Source organism: Pseudomonas sp. NY15374, assembly GCF_048068255.1.
GTDB lineage: Bacteria > Pseudomonadota > Gammaproteobacteria > Pseudomonadales > Pseudomonadaceae > Aquipseudomonas > Aquipseudomonas machongensis.
On record NZ_JBLUPZ010000001.1, the window covers coordinates 923642 to 940628 of the forward strand.

Genomic DNA, 16987 nt, shown 5'->3' on the forward strand with positions numbered 1-16987 from the left:
TACAAAAGAGTGACGACATGACCCACGAAACCACTACCCAGGCGCCGCTTAGCGACGCCGAGGGCGAACGTCTCATGCGCCGCGTCCTGTGGCGCCTGGTGCCGTTCATCTTCATCTGCTACGTGATCAGCTATCTGGACCGCACCAACGTTGGCTTTGCCGCCATCAGCATGAACCAGGACCTGGGCCTGACCGCAACGATGTTCGGTTGGGCGGCAGGGCTGTTCTTCTTCGGCTACTTCATGTTCGAGATCCCCAGCAATCTGCTGATGCAACGCTTTGGCGCACGTGTCTGGATTGCACGGATCATGATCACCTGGGGGCTGATCTCCATGGCCACGGCGTTCGCCACCGGGCCTGTCAGCTTCAGTATTGCGCGCTTCCTACTGGGCCTGGCCGAGGCGGGCTTCACGCCGGGTGTGTACCTGTATTTCACCTACTGGTTCCCGGGCAAATGGCGGGCAAAAGCTACCGCGGCGTTTCTGCTGGGGATTCCGGTGGCCAATATCGTCGGTTCGCCGTTGTCCGGCTGGCTGATGGAACAGCACGGCGTCTGGGGCCTGAAGAACTGGCAGTTGCTGCTGGTCACCGAGTCGATGCCGGCGGTATTGCTGGGTATCGCCTGCCTGTTCGTGCTGGTCGACAGCCCGGCCAAGGCCAAATGGTTGAAGCCACGTGAAAAAGCCTGGCTGAGTCAGCGTCTGGCCGAGGAACAGCAGGCGATCGGTGCCTCGCATGGCAATACCTTGCGCGCCGCGCTGACCAACCCAAAGGTGTTTACCCTGGCAGCCATCAACTTCTGCTGCATCGTCGGCTCCATCGGTATCGGCCTGTGGCTGCCGCAGATCATCAAAAGCCTGGGGATCGCCAGCGGAGTGGTCGGCTTCGTTGTGGCACTGCCCTACCTGCTCGGCGCCCTGGCCATGACGCTATGGGCACGCCTGGCGAACCGCAGCCAGCATCGCCTGCCCTACGTGGTCGGCGCACTGGCCACAGCCGCTGTAGCCCTGGTAGCTGCCGCGCTGATCGACCAGCCGCTATTGAAGATCGCCAGTCTGTGCATAGCGGTGGCGAGTATCCTGTCCTTCCAGGCCACGTTCTGGGCAATACCGTCCACCTTCCTCACCGGTCGCGCCGCGGCTGGCGGCTTGGCGATGATCGTATCGATCGGCAACCTGGGCGGTTTTACCGGGCCGTTTCTGATCGGCCTGATCAAGGATGCCACGCACAGCTTCACCTTACCGTTCTTCGCCGTGGCCTCGATCCTGATGATTGGTACCTGCCTTATGCTCTGGCTGGGCGACCCTGCCAAGCGTCAGACGTCGCACGGCCACGGCCAAGTCGCCTGAACCCTCATTTGCGGCGATGCAGGCCGAACTGGGCCAGCAGCCCCGCCGCCAATACCGCGCCGGCGATTGCCAAGGTCACCGGCGCGCCCCAGCGGGCGGCGATCAGACCAGCAGCCAAGCCACCGAGCGCCTCGAAACCAAAGCGCATTGCAATGTAGAAAGCGATGACCCGGCCGCGCAAGTGGCTGGGCGCGCCGCTTTGTAGCTGCATGTTGGTGCTGACGTTACTCAGGGTGATGCCAAAGCCCAACACGGCCAGCGCCAGCAGTGCCAGCGGCAGATTCCCTGCCAACCACAAACCGACCAGCGCCACCGCGGATGACAGCGCCCCGGCATCGGTGAACTGGCGCAACCGCGGCAAGGCGCCGCCTATCGCCAGCACCAGTGTCGCTACGAAGGCACCGGCACCCGCCGCGCCCCACAACCAGCCCAGTACGCGTGCATCGCCGGCGTACACCGACCTGGCCAGGATCGGCAAGAGCGCCGCGTAGCAGGATGCCAGCAGGTTGACCATGATGACGTTGATCAGCAATTGGCGCACGCTTTGGGTCTGCCACATATAGAGCATGCCTTCGCAAAACACCTCTGCGGTTGAGCCGCTGGCCTTGGGGCCTGCAGTGCCCCGCACTTTCAGCAAGCCCCCCAACAGCGCCATGAACGCCATCGCTGTGAGCGCAAAACAGACCGCCTCCCCAGCGAAGGCAATCAGCGCGCCAGCGAGCGGAGGGCCCACGAACCGCGCCGCGTTGATCAACATGGCGTTGAGCACAAGAGCATTGGGCAGATCGGCCGGGTCGTCGACGAAACTGCCGATCAGCGCCTGGCGCAGCGGCGTTTCCAGGGCGTTGAGCAGGCCCAGCAGCAGAGCCATGCTGGCGATGAAAGCCCCGTCGACCCAAGCCTGCCAAGTCGCCACAGCCAGCACCAGCGACTGCAGGATCAGAATCAGCTGTACGATGATCAACAGGCGGCGCTTGTCGTGGCGGTCGATCCACGCACCGGCCAAAGGGCCGATCAACAATTGTGGCGCCAGCGAAAGAAAGGTTATCAGACCCAGCAGCACGGCCGAGCCCGTCAGGTGATAGGCCAGCCAAGCCAATGCTACCTGCTGCACCCACTTGCCGAGCGTGGACACACCCTGGCCGGCGAAATAGATCTGGAAATTACGGTGGGCGAGCGCCCTGACGGCCTTAGGCCAGTTCGATCGATGTGGCGACGATAAATCGGACAAGTCTGCGAATCCTCATAGGCCCGCACCCGGTACCGATCCATCGTCACGGTGCCCTCCATCGCAAGGGCACCGTCGGGCAGGATCAGCCTGGCAGCAGGCAGCCTTTTTTCTTCAAGGACTCCAAGACCCAGGTGCGGTCATTGGTGCCTTGGGCAATTTTTTCCATCTGGACAGTTTCGGCAGCGTGCTTGGCAGTAGCCCCCGCATAAACCTCTGCTACATGGTCGTAAGGCACGCACAGCAAGCCATCGTCATCACCGATTACCAGATCACCCGGCTCGATCACCATACCATCAATGGCGATCGGCACGTTGATCTCGCCCGGGCCGTCCTTGTATGGACCACGGTGCGAAACACCCGCAGCGAACAACGGGAAGTCGCCAGCACCGATATTGGCCGCATCACGGATTGCACCGTTGATGACGATACCCGCCACACCGCGCTTGACCGCGTAGGCCACCATCATTTCGCCGATCAGGGCATTGGTCAGGTCACCCCCTGCGTCGACCACGATCACGTCGCCAGGCTGCGCAATGTCGATCGCGTAATGCAGCATCAGGTTGTCCCCTGGGCGCGCCTTGACTGTCAGGGCCGGGCCACATAGCACGCCTTCTCGGTGCATTGGACGCAGGCGGGCACCACCTGCGGTCATGCGATTCATCGAATCGCTGACGTTGGCAACCGGAACCTCGCGGTATCGCCGAACCCATTCCTCGCCGACTTTGCGTGCGCGCTCAAGCACTTGGAAGCCAATGCTCATGTGACCTACCTCTCTTGGTTTTATTCGATGTCATCGACTGTTGCCGAATCTGTTTTTAGAATTGCATTTCATTCTACCCAGCGCAATTTATTTTTTATCGCCATTCAAAGGGTGATATAGGATGCATGACTAAATTTCTTGCAACACCATTTCATTATGCTAGGGTTTCGTCATCGCCGCCAAGTGGCAGCGCACTGCCCTGATAAGAACAAGGTATCCATGATGTCCCATACCATTCTGCTGACCGGCCCTGCCCTTGCGGCCGAAGCCATGAACCTTGCCGCCCAGCACGGCGTCAAGATCGTCCCCACTACGCCCTACCTGCCCGAAGACGAGCTGGAAGCCATCATTCGCGCGGAGCAACCCGATGCCATCGTGGTGCGTCAGGGCAAACTGACTCGCGCCATGATCGAGGCATCGCCAAAACTCAAACTGATCGCCAAGCACGGGGTCGGCTACAACACCATCGATATCCAGGCAGCTGCCGAGCACGGCATTCCGGTATCGATCGCAGTGGGCGCCAACGCCCAGTCGGTGGCCGAGCACGCCTTTGCCCTGATGTTCAGCGTCGCCCGGCAGACTGCCCTGCTGGATGCGCGCATGCGCGACGGGCACTGGGACAAGGCGTCGGCCAACGGCATCGAGCTTTCGGGCAAGACCTTGGGTCTGGTTGGCCTGGGTTCCATCGGCAGTATCCTGATGGAGCTGGTCGCACCGCTGCGCATGAAGGTCAAGGTGTTTGACCCTTACCTGAAGGAATTGCCGGCACGCCTGCATGTCGAGCGGGAAGAGGATTTCGATCGCCTGCTGGCTGAAAGCGATATCATCAGCCTGCATTGCCCGCTGACCGAGACCAACCACAACCTGATCGGCGCTGCCCAGCTTGAGCGCATGCGGCCAGGCGCCATCTTGATCAACACCGCCCGCGGCGAGCTGATCGACACCAACGCCCTGGTGAAAGCGCTCAGCGAACGCCGCATCGCCGGTGCCGGCCTGGACACCTTCAATCCCGAGCCGCCACCTGCCGATAGCCCGCTGTGGGGCTTGCCTACCCTGGTCGCTACTCCGCACGTCGGTGCCAACACCTCAGAGGCACGTGACCGTGTAGGCCTGGTCTGTGTGAGGCAGGTACTCGAAGTCCTGGCGGGCAATGCCCTGGATCCGCGTTGCGTGGTCAACCGCCACCTGATCGACAGCTGATTGCAATCCACTCGCGCCGCTTCGCGAGAGGGGGCGCTTTTACCCCGCGTCACTCCAGAAAAAAAACAATTGGAGAGCATCATGATTTCAGCTACATCCACAGTGGATGACCTCGAACGCAGCACCATGCGCCGTGTTGCATGGCGCCTGCTGCCCTTTCTGATCGTCTGCTACCTCATCGCGATCATCGATCGCGGCAACATCGGCATGGCGTCCTTGCAGATGAACCAGGATCTGCAACTCACGGCCAAGGTCTTCGGTTTCGCCAGCAGCCTGTTCTTCTTTGCCTACTTCCTGGTCGAAGTGCCCAGCAACCTGGCCATGCAGCGGTATGGCGCGCGGATCTGGATTGCCCGGATCATGATCACCTGGGGCCTGATTTCCGCAGGTACGGCATTCGTCCAGGGTGCCAACTCGCTGTACGTCATGCGCTTCCTGCTGGGCGCGGCCGAGGCCGGCTTCTTCCCGGGCGTGCTGCTCTACCTCACCTACTGGTTGCCGTCTGCCTACCGCGCACGCATGGTGGCGCTGTTCATGGTGGCGATCCCGGCCGCCAACTTCATTGGCTCGCCGCTGTCCGGCCTGCTGCTGAGCCTGGATGGCTGGATGGGCTTGCGCGGCTGGCACTGGCTGTTCATTCTCGAAGGCATTCCGGCAGTGCTGCTGGGCATCGCCTGCCTGTTCGTGCTGACTGACCGCCCTGAACAGGCCAAGTGGCTGAGCGACGAGCAACGCGGCTGGCTGACCAACCGCTTGGCTGAAGAAGCTTCGAAGAAAACTGCCATTGGCCATATCTCGCTGTGGAAACTGCTGCGCCACAAGGATATCTGGGTGCTTGCGCTCATCTATTCGGGGGCTTCCGCGGCAGGTAGCACGATGAGCGTGTGGGCACCGCAGTTGCTTAAAACCTTTGGCCTCAGCGCCATGCAGATCGGCCTGGTCAATGCCATCCCGTACGGCATTGCCTCGGTGGTGATGATCATCTGGGGACGCAGCTCCGACCGCACCGGCGAGCGCCGCTGGCATACCGCGATGACCATGTTGCTGATCGCTGCCGGCCTGCTGATGACCCTGTTCACCTCATCGCTGGCGGCCACCGTCGTCATGCTGACCATGGTGCTGGTGGGTGCTTATTCGATGAAAGGTCCGTTCTGGGCACTGGTCTCGGGCTGGTTGTCTTCGTCTACCGCCGCTGCCGGATTGGCGGCTGTTGGCGCCATGGCCAACCTCATCGGTGGCGGCCTGATGGTGAATGCCTATGGCGCCATCCACGACGCCACCGGCAGCTATGCGCTTGCGCTGATGCCGCTGGCGGCGCTGTGCACGCTGGCTGGTGTCGCGGTGTTGGTGATCGGCCGCAAGCGCCAACGCGAGCAGGTTGAAGTGGCCACTGCAGTCAGCGCCAAGTAAGCCACCTCTGCCGCACCCGATGCCCACCTTCCCTCGCGAACGTGGGCATCGTTCATTGACAAGAACAAAAAACCGAGGAATACCGATGACCTTGTCTCGACGCCAATTCTTGCAGGTGGGGGGCGCGCTGGGCGCCGCCGTTTCAATGGGTGCGCTGGCCAGTGTGCCGTTCAGCCAGGGTGAAGCGAAGCCACGCCTGGCGCCACCCCCAGGCAGTGTCGACTGCCACATGCATTTGTACGACAGCCGCATCCCCGCTGCCCCTGGCGCCAGCCTGCTACCGCCGGATGCCTCCCTGGAGGACTACCGCCAACTGCAGCAGCGCTTGGGCATCCGGCGCATGGTGATCGTCACGCCCTCGACCTACGGCACTGACAACCGCGTCATGCTCGACGGTTTGTTGCGCAGTCGAGGGGATGCCCGGGGCGTTGCCGTAGTGGCCACTTCGGTTACTGACAAGGAGCTCACCACACTGCATGCAGCCGGCGTGCGGGGCATCCGCTTCAACCTCAGCGTAGGCAGCCAGGCTCTCGACGGCCTCGAGCAACTGGCTGCACGGGTCAATGAGTTAGGGTGGAACGTACAGATAGCAACGGGCCCGCTGCTGCCCGAAGTGGCGCCACGGCTACTGGCCCTGTCCGCCAAGGTGGTCATCGATCACATGGGGCATGTGCCTCAACCCGAAGGAGTGAAATCCGAGGCCTACGCATCGCTGGTACGGTTACTGGACACTGACAGAGCCTGGGTCAAGCTCTCGGCACCCTACCTGCGATCGAAAGCCGGTGCCCCCCTTTACGCAGATGTCGGGCGCGTGGCCAGTGCGCTTATCAGCCACCGCCCGGACCGAATGCTGTGGGGCAGCGACTGGCCTCACCCTACGCTGGCCAGCAACAGCAAGCCCGACGATGGCATGATCCTCGACCGTTTGATGGATTGGGCGCCAAAGGTAGAGACCCGAGCTTCCATACTGCGCGACAACCCCATCCAGCTGTACGGCTTCTGAGCGCTTCCTACGCACGCAAACAATCACCCGCAACGTGCAGGTGATTTCGGCGTGTGGCGCGGCCCGGGTGGGTGCCGTCAGTGACTGATCATCCACGGGCGGCCCGCCGCCCTGGATTTCGAGCCGTTTAGGTTTGCGCGGGTGGGTTTGGCCGGTTTGCTCGGGCCACAGCAACCGCATCCACTCGGATGCCGCCGGCTCTCTTTGTACGCATCGACACTCATCGGCGCATGCGCACGGGTCTCGTTGCGCGCCATGGCCACGCGGGTACTGCCCGGCAAGCATCCAGCGCCCTTCCCTCCATCGCTGCCAGGGCTTCCATGCCCTGTCCAGCGATTATCAGAGCCAGGCTTTGATCTGCGCACACACGGCTTCGGTCGAGATACCGTAACGGTCATGAAGCGTCGGCAAGGCACCGGCATCGAGAAACGCATCGGGCAGCGCGATCTGGCGGAACGTCGGCGTAACGCCGTTGCGCATCAACAATCCGGCAACCGCCTCGCCCAAACCGCCGATGATGCTGCTGTTTTCGGCGGTGACCACCAGCCGTCCGGACTGCTTCGCTTCGGCCAGGATGGTGTGTTCATCCAGAGGCTTGATGGTCGGCACGTGCAACACAGCAACGTCGACACCATCGGCCTGGAGCTTGTTGGCCGCTTCGAGCGAGCGCATCGTCATCAGCCCGGTGGAGATGATGAGCACGTCCCTGCCGGTGCGCAGGGTCTTGGCCTTGCCGATTTCGAATTTGTACCCGTATTCGTCAAGCACTACCGGTACGTTGCCGCGCAGCAGGCGCATGTAGACCGGCCCCTGGTGAGCAGCGATTGCCGGCACTGCCTGTTCGATCTCCACGGCGTCGCAGGGATCGACGATCATCAGGTTTGGCATCGCTCGGAAGATGGCGAGATCGTCAGTCGCCTGGTGGCTTGGGCCATAACCGGTAGTGAGCCCGGGCAGCCCACAGACGATCTTCACGTTCAAGTTCTCCTCGGCGATTGCCATACAGATAAAATCGTAGGCGCGCCGCGAGGCAAACACGGCATAGGTGGTGGCGAAGGGTACGAACCCCTCCCTTGCCATGCCCGCAGCCGCGCTCATCAACAGTTGCTCGGCCATGCCCATCTGGTAGAAGCGGTCCGGGTGCGCCTTGGCAAAAATATGCAGGTCGGTGTATTTGGACAGGTCTGCGGACAGCCCGACAATTTCAGGGCGCTGCTCAGCCAGCGCAGCCAGGGCATGGCCAAAGGGCGCCGAGCGGGTCGCTTGGCCCTCAGCGGCGATCGAGGCGATCATGGCCGAAGTGGTCAGGCGCTTCTTGGTTGGCTCGGCAGTCGAAGTAGAACTATTCGGCTTGCTCATCACTGTTTTCCTTCTTCGAGATTGTTGAGCGCCAACGCCCATTCATGTTCTTCCACGCGTATGAAGTGGGTCTTTTCCCGCGTTTCGAGGAACGGTACCCCCTTGCCCATCTTCGTATCGCAAATGATCACGCGCGGTTGCGCGCCTGTGTGATTGCGCGCCGCATCGAACGCTGCGACCAGGGCTTCGATGTCATTGCCATCGACTCGCTGGGTGAACCACCCAAACGCCTGCCAACGATCGACGATTGGTTCAAAAGAAAGAATTTCGCTGGAATAACCATCGGCCTGCTGGTTGTTCACATCGACGATGGCGATGAGGTTGTCGAGCTTCCAGTGAGAGGCCGACATGACGGCCTCCCAAGTGGAGCCTTCATTGAGCTCACCATCTGACAAGAGGTTGTAAACGAAAGAAGTCGATTGCTTGCGTTTGAGGCCCAGGCAAGCACCAACCGCAATACCCAACCCCTGCCCCAACGACCCGCCGGTGATTTCCATGCCCGGCGTATAAGCAGCCATGCCGGACATGGGCAGGCGGCTGTCGTCCGAACCATAGGTTTCCAACTCATCGAGCGGGACGATTCGGGCCTCGATCAAGGCGGCATACAGCGCAATGGCATAATGACCGATGGACAGATAGAAGCGGTCGCGCGGTTCCCAGTCAGGATCATCGGACCGATAGCTCAGTGCATGGAAGTAAGAGACTGCCAGCAGGTCCGCAGCGCCCAGGGCCTGCCCCACATAACCTTGACCTTGCACCTGCCCCATGCGCAACGCGTGGCGACGGATGTTGTGCGCGCGCTCGGCCAGGCTCAAGGCGGGCTTCAGCATAGTGTTCGTATTCATTACGTAGCTCCGTTAACTCAACGATTGACCGCTGCAGCGGGGATGCGCAGGACCAACGAGGCCCCCGCAAGCAGGACGGCTGTAATCAGATACATGCCGATGGCGCTGGACCCGGTCTGGGTAGTGATCCACCCAATCAGGTAGGGCGAGCAGAAGCCGGCCAGGTTGGCAAAGCTGTTGACGGCGGCGATGCCTGCGGCAGCGGACACACCGCCCAGAAGCGTGGTGGGCAGCATCCAGAACAGCGAGGTGGCCGAGAGGATTCCCGACGCAGCCAGGCACAAGCTGAGGATCGACAGTGTCACGTTGCCGCCCATCAAAGCGGCCAGGCTGAGCCCCATGGCGCCGACAATCATCGGTATGATCAGATGCCAGCGGCGCTCGCGGTGCTTGTCGCCGCTGCGACCGACCAACAGCATCGCGGCAATGGCGCACAGGTAAGGCAGGCTGGACAGCATGCCGATGTGCAGCGGGTCAGATACACCGGCATTGCGCACCAAGGTCGGTAGCCAGAAGGTAATGGCGTACTGGCCCATGACCACACAGAAGTAGATGCCAGCCAGCAACCACAACCGACGGTCGCGGATGAATTCCCCCACCGAACCATGGCTGACTTTCTGTTGGTTGTCCTCGGCCAGTTCGCGGGTAACCAGGGCCTTTTCTTCGTCGTTCAGCCACGTGGCCTGGTGCACGCCGTCCTTGAGGTAAGCCAGTACCAGCAGGCCAACCAGCACCGTCGGCACCGCTTCGAGCACAAACATCCACTGCCAACCGGCCCAACCGTGCACGCCGGCAAACTGGTTCATGATCCAACCGGAGAGAGGCCCGCCAACCATGCCTGACAGTGGGATGGCGATGAACCACAACACCGTCATGCGTGCCCGGCGATAGGAAGGGAACCAGTAGGTAAGGTACAGCAGCAGCCCTGGCGCAAGGCCTGCCTCGGCGATACCAAGGAGGAATCGAAGGACGTAGAATTGCCACGCTGTTTCGACGAATGCGAACAGCGCGGAAATGATCCCCCAGGTGATCATGATGCGCGCGATCCATACCCGTGCGCCCACTTTGTGAAGGATGATGTTGCTAGGAACTTCGCAGAGAAAATAGCCTATGAAGAACATGCCCGCACCCAGGCCGTAGACTGTCTCGCTCAAGGCGAGATCGTTCATCATCTGCAGCTTGGCGAAACCGACATTGACCCGATCCAGATAGGCGCAGAGGTAGCACAGCATCAGGAACGGCATCAGGCGCCAGGCGGTCTTGCGGTAGGCGGAGGTACGCACGGTCGAAACCGCTTCGAGCGATAAGGTAGTCATGCTGGTCTGATCTCTTGTTGTTATTGGCAGCCAGGCCTGAAACTTGGCTGTCATTGATCCAGAACCGCGCGGGCCGTGGGCCGGCCCGCCCACGTGTACTCAGTGAATCAGCATCCCGCCGTTGACATCCAGGGTAATGCCGGTCAGGTAGGTAGAGAGGTCGCTGGCGAGGAACAGTGCAGCGTTGGCGACATCCTGGGCCTGGCCAAGGCGGCCCAGGGGGATGCCTTCGATGATCGCGTGGCGGCGTTCATCCTGCATCAGCCCACCGGTGATGTCTGTGTGGATCAAACCCGGTGCGATGGAGTTGACACGCACGTTGTCCGGCCCCAGTTCACGCGCCATCGCCTTGGCAAGGCCCAGCACGCCGGCCTTCGCGGCACTGTAGTGCGGGCCGCCAAAAATGCCCCCGCCGCGCTGTGCAGAAACAGAGGACATGCATACGATGCTGCCGCTGCCTTGCTCACGCATTTGCGGGATCACCGCCTGCGACATCAGCAGCGTGCCCCGCAGGCTGACATCCAGCACCTTGTCATAATCAGCGCCACGGATATCCAAGGTCTTCAGCGGCTGGGTAATGCCGGCGTTATTGATCAACACGTCGATGCGGCCGAAATGTTCGACAACCGTGGCAACAGCGCGGTGAACCTGGGCCTCGTCAGCGACGTTCGCAGCCAGGCCCAGATGGCTTTCGCCCAGTGAGGCGGCAGCATCGCGGGCAGCAGATTCGTCCAGATCGAGGATTACCACGCGGGCACCTTGCTGAGCGAACGTTGCGGCCGTGGCACGGCCAATGCCACGTGCGGACGCTGCGCCGGTGATGATTGCGACTTTACCTTGGAGAAGCATGTGTGAACCCTCTGTTTGTTGTTATGGGCCGATTCAGGAATCGTGGGTTCAGCTTGTGGCCCGCGAGCTACGTGAGCAATAACGTGAAAATCATCCGATGCTGAAAAAAATTCAGCCCTTCTGCGCTATCCTACGGGTTTCCCCGAATAAAAATAACGCTTTGGAGAATCTGTATGCGCTCGGTAAACGACGCGGCATCGCCACTGCCACCGCTCAAGACCATCCAGGCTTTCGAGCAGGCCGCCCGGTTCGGCAACGTTGCTCGAGCTGCCGAGGTGCTGGACTTGACCCCCTCGGCGGTCAGTCATCAGCTTGCCAAACTCGAGGCCATGATCGGCAGACAGCTGTTCGTGCGTGGCGCACGTGGCGTAGCCCTTACCTCAGTTGGCCAGCAGTACCTGAAAGACGTCTCGGGTATCCTGCACAGCCTTGCCATCGCCACCGAACGTGCCAGCAGCGATGTCAGCCTTGACTGCCTGCGCCTGCACTCTTCACCGAGTTTCGGCCTGCTCTGGCTGATGCCGCGTCTCGAGGCGTTTCGCGAGGAGTTCCCGTCCATTCAGATCAATTTGTCATGCTCCTACGAGGCGCTGCATTTCAGCCGTGACAAGATCGACGTGGACATTCGCCATGGCGATCCGAACTGGCCCAGTTACGAAGTCCGCACGGTAAGTAACGAGACCTTCGAGGTGCTGGCGGCACCCAAGCTCCTCTCCCGCCATCCGGTGCATGATGCCAGCGACCTGCTCGATTGCGACCTGATCCTGTCCGAGGCGACCTTGTTGAGGTGGCCGGCGTGGTTTGCCCAGCACGGGCTGGCACGGCCCGAAAAACCCTATGCGCTGAGCTTCGACCGTTCCTACATGAGTCTGGAGGCCGCCAGCCACGGCCTGGGCTTCGCTTTGGAAAGTGGCTTGCTGGCGCAGAAATACCTGGAAGCCGGGACCTTGGTGAAAGTGGCGCCCGAGGCCCTGGGTGCACCGGTCGCTGCGCACCATCTGGTGTTTCCCAAGGCCCACGCAGCCTTTCCCAGGGTGCGGTGTTTTCTGCACTGGGTAGAGAAGGAACTGGGGCACCAGTTCGTTTTCTGACGCTTAACTATCCAAGTTTGAACGACACGCCGTCAGGCCATGGGGCACAGCGCACACTGATGCCCCCTACCCCTACCCCTACCCCTACCCCTACCCCTACCCCTACCCCAACCCCAACCCCTGCTCCGCCAGCTGCGCTTGATACTGCTGCGGACTGACCCCGTGATATCGAGGCGTGGCCACCTCTGGCCCAGGCGCCTTGCACCTGCTCACCGGCCTGTACGATGCCCGCATGGCCCACCAGCCGGTGCTGCCTGGCGAGAAGTGACCGCCCCCTCGGCGACCCGGCTGAACGTTTAGTCAGCCGGGCCTGTCGCACGACAGAGACGCAGCACACTGCGCGTACCCTGACCGTGAGGACCTCACCATGAGCGCGATCTCTTCCAATGGGGCTGAAACGCACCCCATCTGTCTGACCCTCAATGGTCAGTCCCGAACACTGCAGGTGCATCCTTGGGTCACGTTGCTCGACCTGCTACGTGACCAATTGGACCTGGTCGGTACCAAGAAAGGTTGTGACCATGGCCAGTGCGGCGCCTGCACGGTGCTGCGTGATGGCAAGCGCGTCAATGCCTGCCTGACCTTGGCCATCATGTGCGACGGCGCCGACCTGGTGACCATCGAAGGACTGGCCAGCGGCGACGTCCTGCACCCCATGCAGCGCGCCTTCATTACCCACGATGCGTTCCAGTGCGGTTACTGCACCCCGGGGCAGATCTGCTCGGCAGTCGGATTGGCTCACGAGGGCCGTGCCGACAACCGGGAGACCATTCGCGAGCAGATGAGCGGCAATCTTTGCCGCTGTGGTGCCTACGGCAACATCGTCGCGGCGGTGGAAGAAGCCCTGCCGTTGATGAGGGATGGGATCGAGCCACAACGAGGGCAGAATCCATGACACCTTTCAGCTACCACAAGCCCAACTCGGTCAGCGAAGCGGTAAACCTGGCTGATGCCTGCTCGCACTTCATCGCGGGTGGTACCAACCTCGTCGACCTGATGAAGGAAAACGTGGTCCGCCCCAAGCGTCTGATCGACATCTCCGGACTCGGGCTGAACGGTATCCACCCCACTCCCGGCGGCGGCGTGCTGATCGGTGCACGGGTGAGCAATGCCGACCTGGCCTGGCACCCTATGATCGAGCAGCATTATCCATTGCTGTCAGACGCGATCCTGGCTGGGGCATCGCCGCAGTTGAGGAATATGGCGAGTACCGGTGGCAACTTGCTGCAACGTACCCGCTGCTACTACTTCTACGACACCGGCACCCCCTGCAACAAGCGCGAACCAGGCAGCGGATGCCCTGCGCGTACGGGCATGAACCGCATCCATGCCATTCTCGGCGCCAGCGATGCCTGTGTCGCGACCCATCCCTCGGACATGTGCGTGGCATTGGCAGCGCTCGAGGCCGTGGTGCACGTACAAGGGCCGTCCGGTGAACGGCAGATACCCTTCGCGGATTTCCATCGCCTGCCCGAGGACACCCCCGAGCGCGACAATCAACTGGCATTCGATGAACTGGTGACCGGCATCGAGCTGCCGCCCCCAATCTTCGAACACCATTACCGTTACCTGAAAATACGCGACCGCGCCTCCTACGCGTTCGCGCTGGTATCAGTCGCTGCAGCCCTGAGCTTCGATGGCGAAGTGATTCAACAGGCGCGTCTGGCGTTGGGCGGCGTTGCCCACAAGCCCTGGCGAGACCTGGCTGTCGAGCGCATGTTGGTCGGCCAGGTGCCTTCTGAAGCACTCTTCACCCGCGCCGCGCAAACGTTGCTGCAAGGTGCACAACCTCTGAGCCACAACGGTTTCAAGGTAACGCTCGCTCAGCGAGCAATCGTGCGTGCATTGGATGACGCGGCGCGCGGCGCCGCTAACGGGGGAGCACGACCATGACCAAAAGCACACCAGTAGTCGGCACGCCAATGGACCGGGTGGACGGTGTGGCGAAGGTCACCGGGCAGGCCCGCTATGCGGGCGAATACCCCGAGGCGGGCCTGCTACACGGCAGCGTCGTGTCCAGTACCATCGCCCGCGGTCGGGTACTCGACATCGACAGCACGCAGGCCTTGCGCGTACCCGGGGTAATCGCCGTGCTCGACCATGGCCATCGCCCGCATATATCGAGTTATGACGACGACTATAGCGATGCCGACTCTGCCGAGGGCTCGCCGTTTCGGCCCTTGTTCAATGATCGAGTGCTCTACAGCGGGCAACCGGTAGCGCTGGTGGTCGCTCAAACCCTCGAACTGGCCCGGTATGCAGGCTCGCTGCTCAAGATCGACTATGCCGAGGAGTCTCACCAGACAGACCTGGGCGCATGCCAGCAGTCGCATCCGGCACCCGCCGAAACGCCGGCGCCACGTGGCGACTTCCCCGGGCAGTTTGCCGGTGCGCCGGTGCAGGTGGATGCGACCTACCTGACGGCCAACGAGCACCACAACCCGATGGAGCCCCATGCGTCGACCGTGCACTACAAGGCCGACGGCGCTCTGGAAATCCACGACAAGACCCAAGGCACGCAGAACTGCCAGGACTACCTGCACAAGGTGTTCGGCCTGCCCAAGGCCAATATTCGTGTACGCGCGGCGTTCGTCGGCGGAGCCTTCGGCTCGGGCTTGCGCCCGCAGTACCAGTTGCCGCTGGCAGTGATGGCGGCGTTGCACCTGAAGCGCTCGGTGCGCGTGACCCTGACCCGCCAGCAGATGTTCACCTTTGGCTACCGGCCCCGCACCGAGCAACGCTTGCGCCTGGGGGCAGACGCAAACGGGCGCTTGCTGGCAATCGCTCACGATGCGCTTGGCCAGACCTCCCGCTTCGAGGACTTCACCGAGCACCTGGTGGAATGGAGCGGCATGCTTTACCAGTGCGACAACGTCGCGCTCAGCTATCGCCTGGCCTCGCTCGATGTGTACACCCCGCTGGACATGCGGGCACCTGGGGCCGGGTCCGGGATGATTGCGCTGGAATGCGCCATGGATGAGCTCGCTTGTGCAGCGAAGATTGACCCGGTAGAGCTGCGCCGACGCAACTTCGCCGCCAACAATGGCAACGAGGGCAAGCCCTACTCCAGCAAGGAATTGCTGGCCTGCTACCAGCAAGGTGCCGAACGTTTTGGCTGGCATGAGCGCACCCCCCAACCGCGCAGCATGCGTAATGGCAACCAATTGATCGGCTGGGGGATGGCCGGTGGCGTCTGGGAAGCCATGCAGATGAAGGCCAGCGCCAAGGCGCGCATCGATGCCAATGGCCACCTCACCGTCAGCAGTGCCACCACCGATATCGGGACCGGCACCTATACCGTCATGACACAGATCGCGGCCGATGCTGCCGGCACCAGGGTGCAGGACGTCACCTTCGTGCTGGGGGACTCTTCACTGCCCACCGCACCGCTTCAGGGCGGATCGTTCACGGTGTCGTCAGTGGGCTCGGCCGTGCGCCAGGCCTGCCAGGTTCTGCGCACCAAGGTGCTGGAGCATGCGCGGAACATATATCCCCAGGTGGCCAGCACCCCCTCGGAGCAGATCGTTTTCGCCAATGGCTACTTGCACGCTGGCAGCCAGCGTTGGGCCTTGGCGGACATCGTGGCGAGCGCCCCCGACGGTGAGTTCGAAGTGCAGATCGACGCCGAGCCCGGCGCCCGGCGCCAACCGTTCTCCACCGCCACGCATTCGGCGGTATTCGTGGAAGTCCACGTCGACGAAGACCTTGGCACGATCAAGGTGGTACGTGTGGTCAGCGCCGTGGCGGCTGGGCGCGTGGTCAACCCGAAAACTGCGCGCAGTCAGATCCTGGGAGGCGTGGTGTGGGGGGTTGGCATGGCCCTGCATGAAGCAGCGCTGACCGACCATCGGTTGGGCCGCATCGTCAATCACAACCTGGCGGAGTACCACATCCCGGTGAACGCAGACATCGAGGATATCGACGTGATCTTCGTTGAAGAGCACGACGAGATTGTCAATGAGCTCGGGTCCAAGGGGGTGGGCGAAATTGGAGTGGTCGGGGTGGCCGCTGCGGTGGCCAACGCGGTCTACCATGCCACGGGCAAGCGTGTGAGGGAGTTTCCCATCACGCTCGATAAAGTGCTCTGATCGGGTGGGGCCAAGTCCCCATCCGCCTTGCGCTATCGGCAGCGCCTCGATGTGCTCGTGCAAAACCGGTCGACACCGCCATTGCCGCCGAATATGAGAACGGTCCCTATGCCGATGTGCCGGGCAAGGCGCTAGACGGGTTGAAGCATCTGGAGCCTGACGACGCCGACCCTGCCGAAGTGGCGCGCGAAATCGTGCGGGTGGTGGGCCTGCCTTTAGGCAAGCGCCCGTTCCGTGTGCACGTCGAGCCGTCCCAGGATGGCGCAGAAGTGGTCAACGCCGTGGCTGACCGGGCTCGCCGCGAGATGGACTACGCCATCGATCTGCAGGATCTGCTGTCGCCGGCGGTGATTGGCGAGTTACCCGTTGTGATTGCCCGTTTGCGCGACAGAAGGCGCATAGGGGCCGCGGGTGGGGGGGTGGAGCACCGCCCCCGCGCCCGCCAAAACACACACGCCCCCCCGCGCCCCCCACGGGGAGGGGGCT

At 62.1% G+C, this 16987-nt stretch carries 14 protein-coding genes and 2 pseudogenes; 10 read left to right on the plus strand and 6 right to left on the minus strand.

From position 1 onward, the window contains the following. Positions 1 to 17 precede the first annotated feature (17 nt). The gene (locus ACNFHO_RS04280; protein ID WP_414155479.1) at positions 18 to 1349 is read left to right on the plus strand and encodes an MFS transporter; all 1332 of its coding nucleotides are present in this window, start codon (positions 18 to 20) and stop codon (positions 1347 to 1349) included. A gap of 4 nt (positions 1350 to 1353) precedes the next feature. Here ACNFHO_RS04280 and ACNFHO_RS04285 read toward each other — a convergent pair whose 3' ends face one another. Together ACNFHO_RS04285 and ACNFHO_RS04290 are read right to left on the minus strand one after the other, a co-directional pair. After that, positions 1354 to 2580, minus strand: coding sequence for an MFS transporter (locus ACNFHO_RS04285; RefSeq protein ID WP_416765376.1), 1227 nt, complete (start codon positions 2578 to 2580; stop codon positions 1354 to 1356). An 82-nt stretch (positions 2581 to 2662) separates the two neighbouring features. Next, entirely contained in the window at positions 2663 to 3340 is a 678-nt protein-coding gene (locus ACNFHO_RS04290; protein WP_416765378.1) for an RraA family protein, read from the minus strand. Positions 3341 to 3562: 222 nt separating this feature from the next. On the opposite strand from ACNFHO_RS04290, the gene ACNFHO_RS04295 reads away from it, so the two are divergent. The 3 genes from ACNFHO_RS04295 to ACNFHO_RS04305 all read left to right on the plus strand — a co-directional run bounded on the left by ACNFHO_RS04295 (position 3563) and on the right by ACNFHO_RS04305 (position 6953). Then, entirely contained in the window at positions 3563 to 4540 is a 978-nt protein-coding gene (locus ACNFHO_RS04295) for a hydroxyacid dehydrogenase (RefSeq protein WP_063544921.1), read from the plus strand. 81 nt (positions 4541 to 4621) lie between these two features. Further along, the gene (locus ACNFHO_RS04300) at positions 4622 to 5950 is read left to right on the plus strand and encodes an MFS transporter (protein ID WP_063544920.1); all 1329 of its coding nucleotides are present in this window, start codon (positions 4622 to 4624) and stop codon (positions 5948 to 5950) included. A gap of 85 nt (positions 5951 to 6035) precedes the next feature. Continuing rightward, positions 6036 to 6953 carry an amidohydrolase family protein gene (locus tag ACNFHO_RS04305; protein ID WP_416765380.1) on the plus strand — a complete coding sequence of 306 codons (918 nt, stop codon included), beginning with the start codon at positions 6036 to 6038 and terminating at the stop codon, positions 6951 to 6953. 339 nt (positions 6954 to 7292) lie between these two features. Here ACNFHO_RS04305 and ACNFHO_RS04310 read toward each other — a convergent pair whose 3' ends face one another. The 4 genes from ACNFHO_RS04310 to ACNFHO_RS04325 form a co-directional block, all read right to left on the minus strand. Beyond that, on the minus strand, positions 7293 to 8312 hold the full coding sequence (locus ACNFHO_RS04310) for a transketolase family protein (RefSeq protein WP_063544918.1): 1020 nt from the start codon (positions 8310 to 8312) through the stop codon (positions 7293 to 7295). Beyond that, positions 8312 to 9157 carry a transketolase gene (locus ACNFHO_RS04315; RefSeq protein WP_063544917.1) on the minus strand — a complete coding sequence of 282 codons (846 nt, stop codon included), beginning with the start codon at positions 9155 to 9157 and terminating at the stop codon, positions 8312 to 8314. The genes ACNFHO_RS04310 and ACNFHO_RS04315 overlap by 1 nt, the downstream gene beginning before the upstream one ends. Positions 9158 to 9174: 17 nt before the next feature. Further along, the gene (locus tag ACNFHO_RS04320; protein WP_063544916.1) at positions 9175 to 10473 is read right to left on the minus strand and encodes an MFS transporter; all 1299 of its coding nucleotides are present in this window, start codon (positions 10471 to 10473) and stop codon (positions 9175 to 9177) included. Positions 10474 to 10572: 99 nt separating this feature from the next. Beyond that, positions 10573 to 11322 (minus strand): SDR family NAD(P)-dependent oxidoreductase, encoded by a 750-nt coding sequence (locus ACNFHO_RS04325; RefSeq protein WP_416765383.1) that lies wholly within the window; start codon positions 11320 to 11322, stop codon positions 10573 to 10575. A gap of 173 nt (positions 11323 to 11495) precedes the next feature. Here ACNFHO_RS04325 and ACNFHO_RS04330 point away from each other — a divergent pair, with 173 nt between their 5' ends. The 6 genes and pseudogenes from ACNFHO_RS04330 to ACNFHO_RS04355 all read left to right on the plus strand — a co-directional run. Further along, positions 11496 to 12413, plus strand: a complete 918-nt coding sequence (locus tag ACNFHO_RS04330) for a LysR substrate-binding domain-containing protein (RefSeq protein WP_112898264.1) — start codon at positions 11496 to 11498, stop codon at positions 12411 to 12413. Between the two features lie 175 nt (positions 12414 to 12588). Then, positions 12589 to 12666, plus strand: a pseudogene (locus tag ACNFHO_RS04335) (hypothetical protein); the annotation flags it as partial. Between the two features lie 114 nt (positions 12667 to 12780). Further along, entirely contained in the window at positions 12781 to 13308 is a 528-nt protein-coding gene (locus ACNFHO_RS04340) for a (2Fe-2S)-binding protein (RefSeq protein ID WP_414155476.1), read from the plus strand. Next, positions 13305 to 14306, plus strand: a complete 1002-nt coding sequence (locus tag ACNFHO_RS04345) for an FAD binding domain-containing protein (RefSeq protein WP_416765386.1) — start codon at positions 13305 to 13307, stop codon at positions 14304 to 14306. The genes ACNFHO_RS04340 and ACNFHO_RS04345 overlap by 4 nt, the downstream gene beginning before the upstream one ends. Then, the gene (locus ACNFHO_RS04350; RefSeq protein WP_416765388.1) at positions 14303 to 16501 is read left to right on the plus strand and encodes a xanthine dehydrogenase family protein molybdopterin-binding subunit; all 2199 of its coding nucleotides are present in this window, start codon (positions 14303 to 14305) and stop codon (positions 16499 to 16501) included. The genes ACNFHO_RS04345 and ACNFHO_RS04350 overlap by 4 nt, the downstream gene beginning before the upstream one ends. Positions 16502 to 16641: 140 nt before the next feature. Further along, positions 16642 to 16987 (plus strand): annotated as a pseudogene (locus tag ACNFHO_RS04355) (hypothetical protein); the annotation flags it as partial.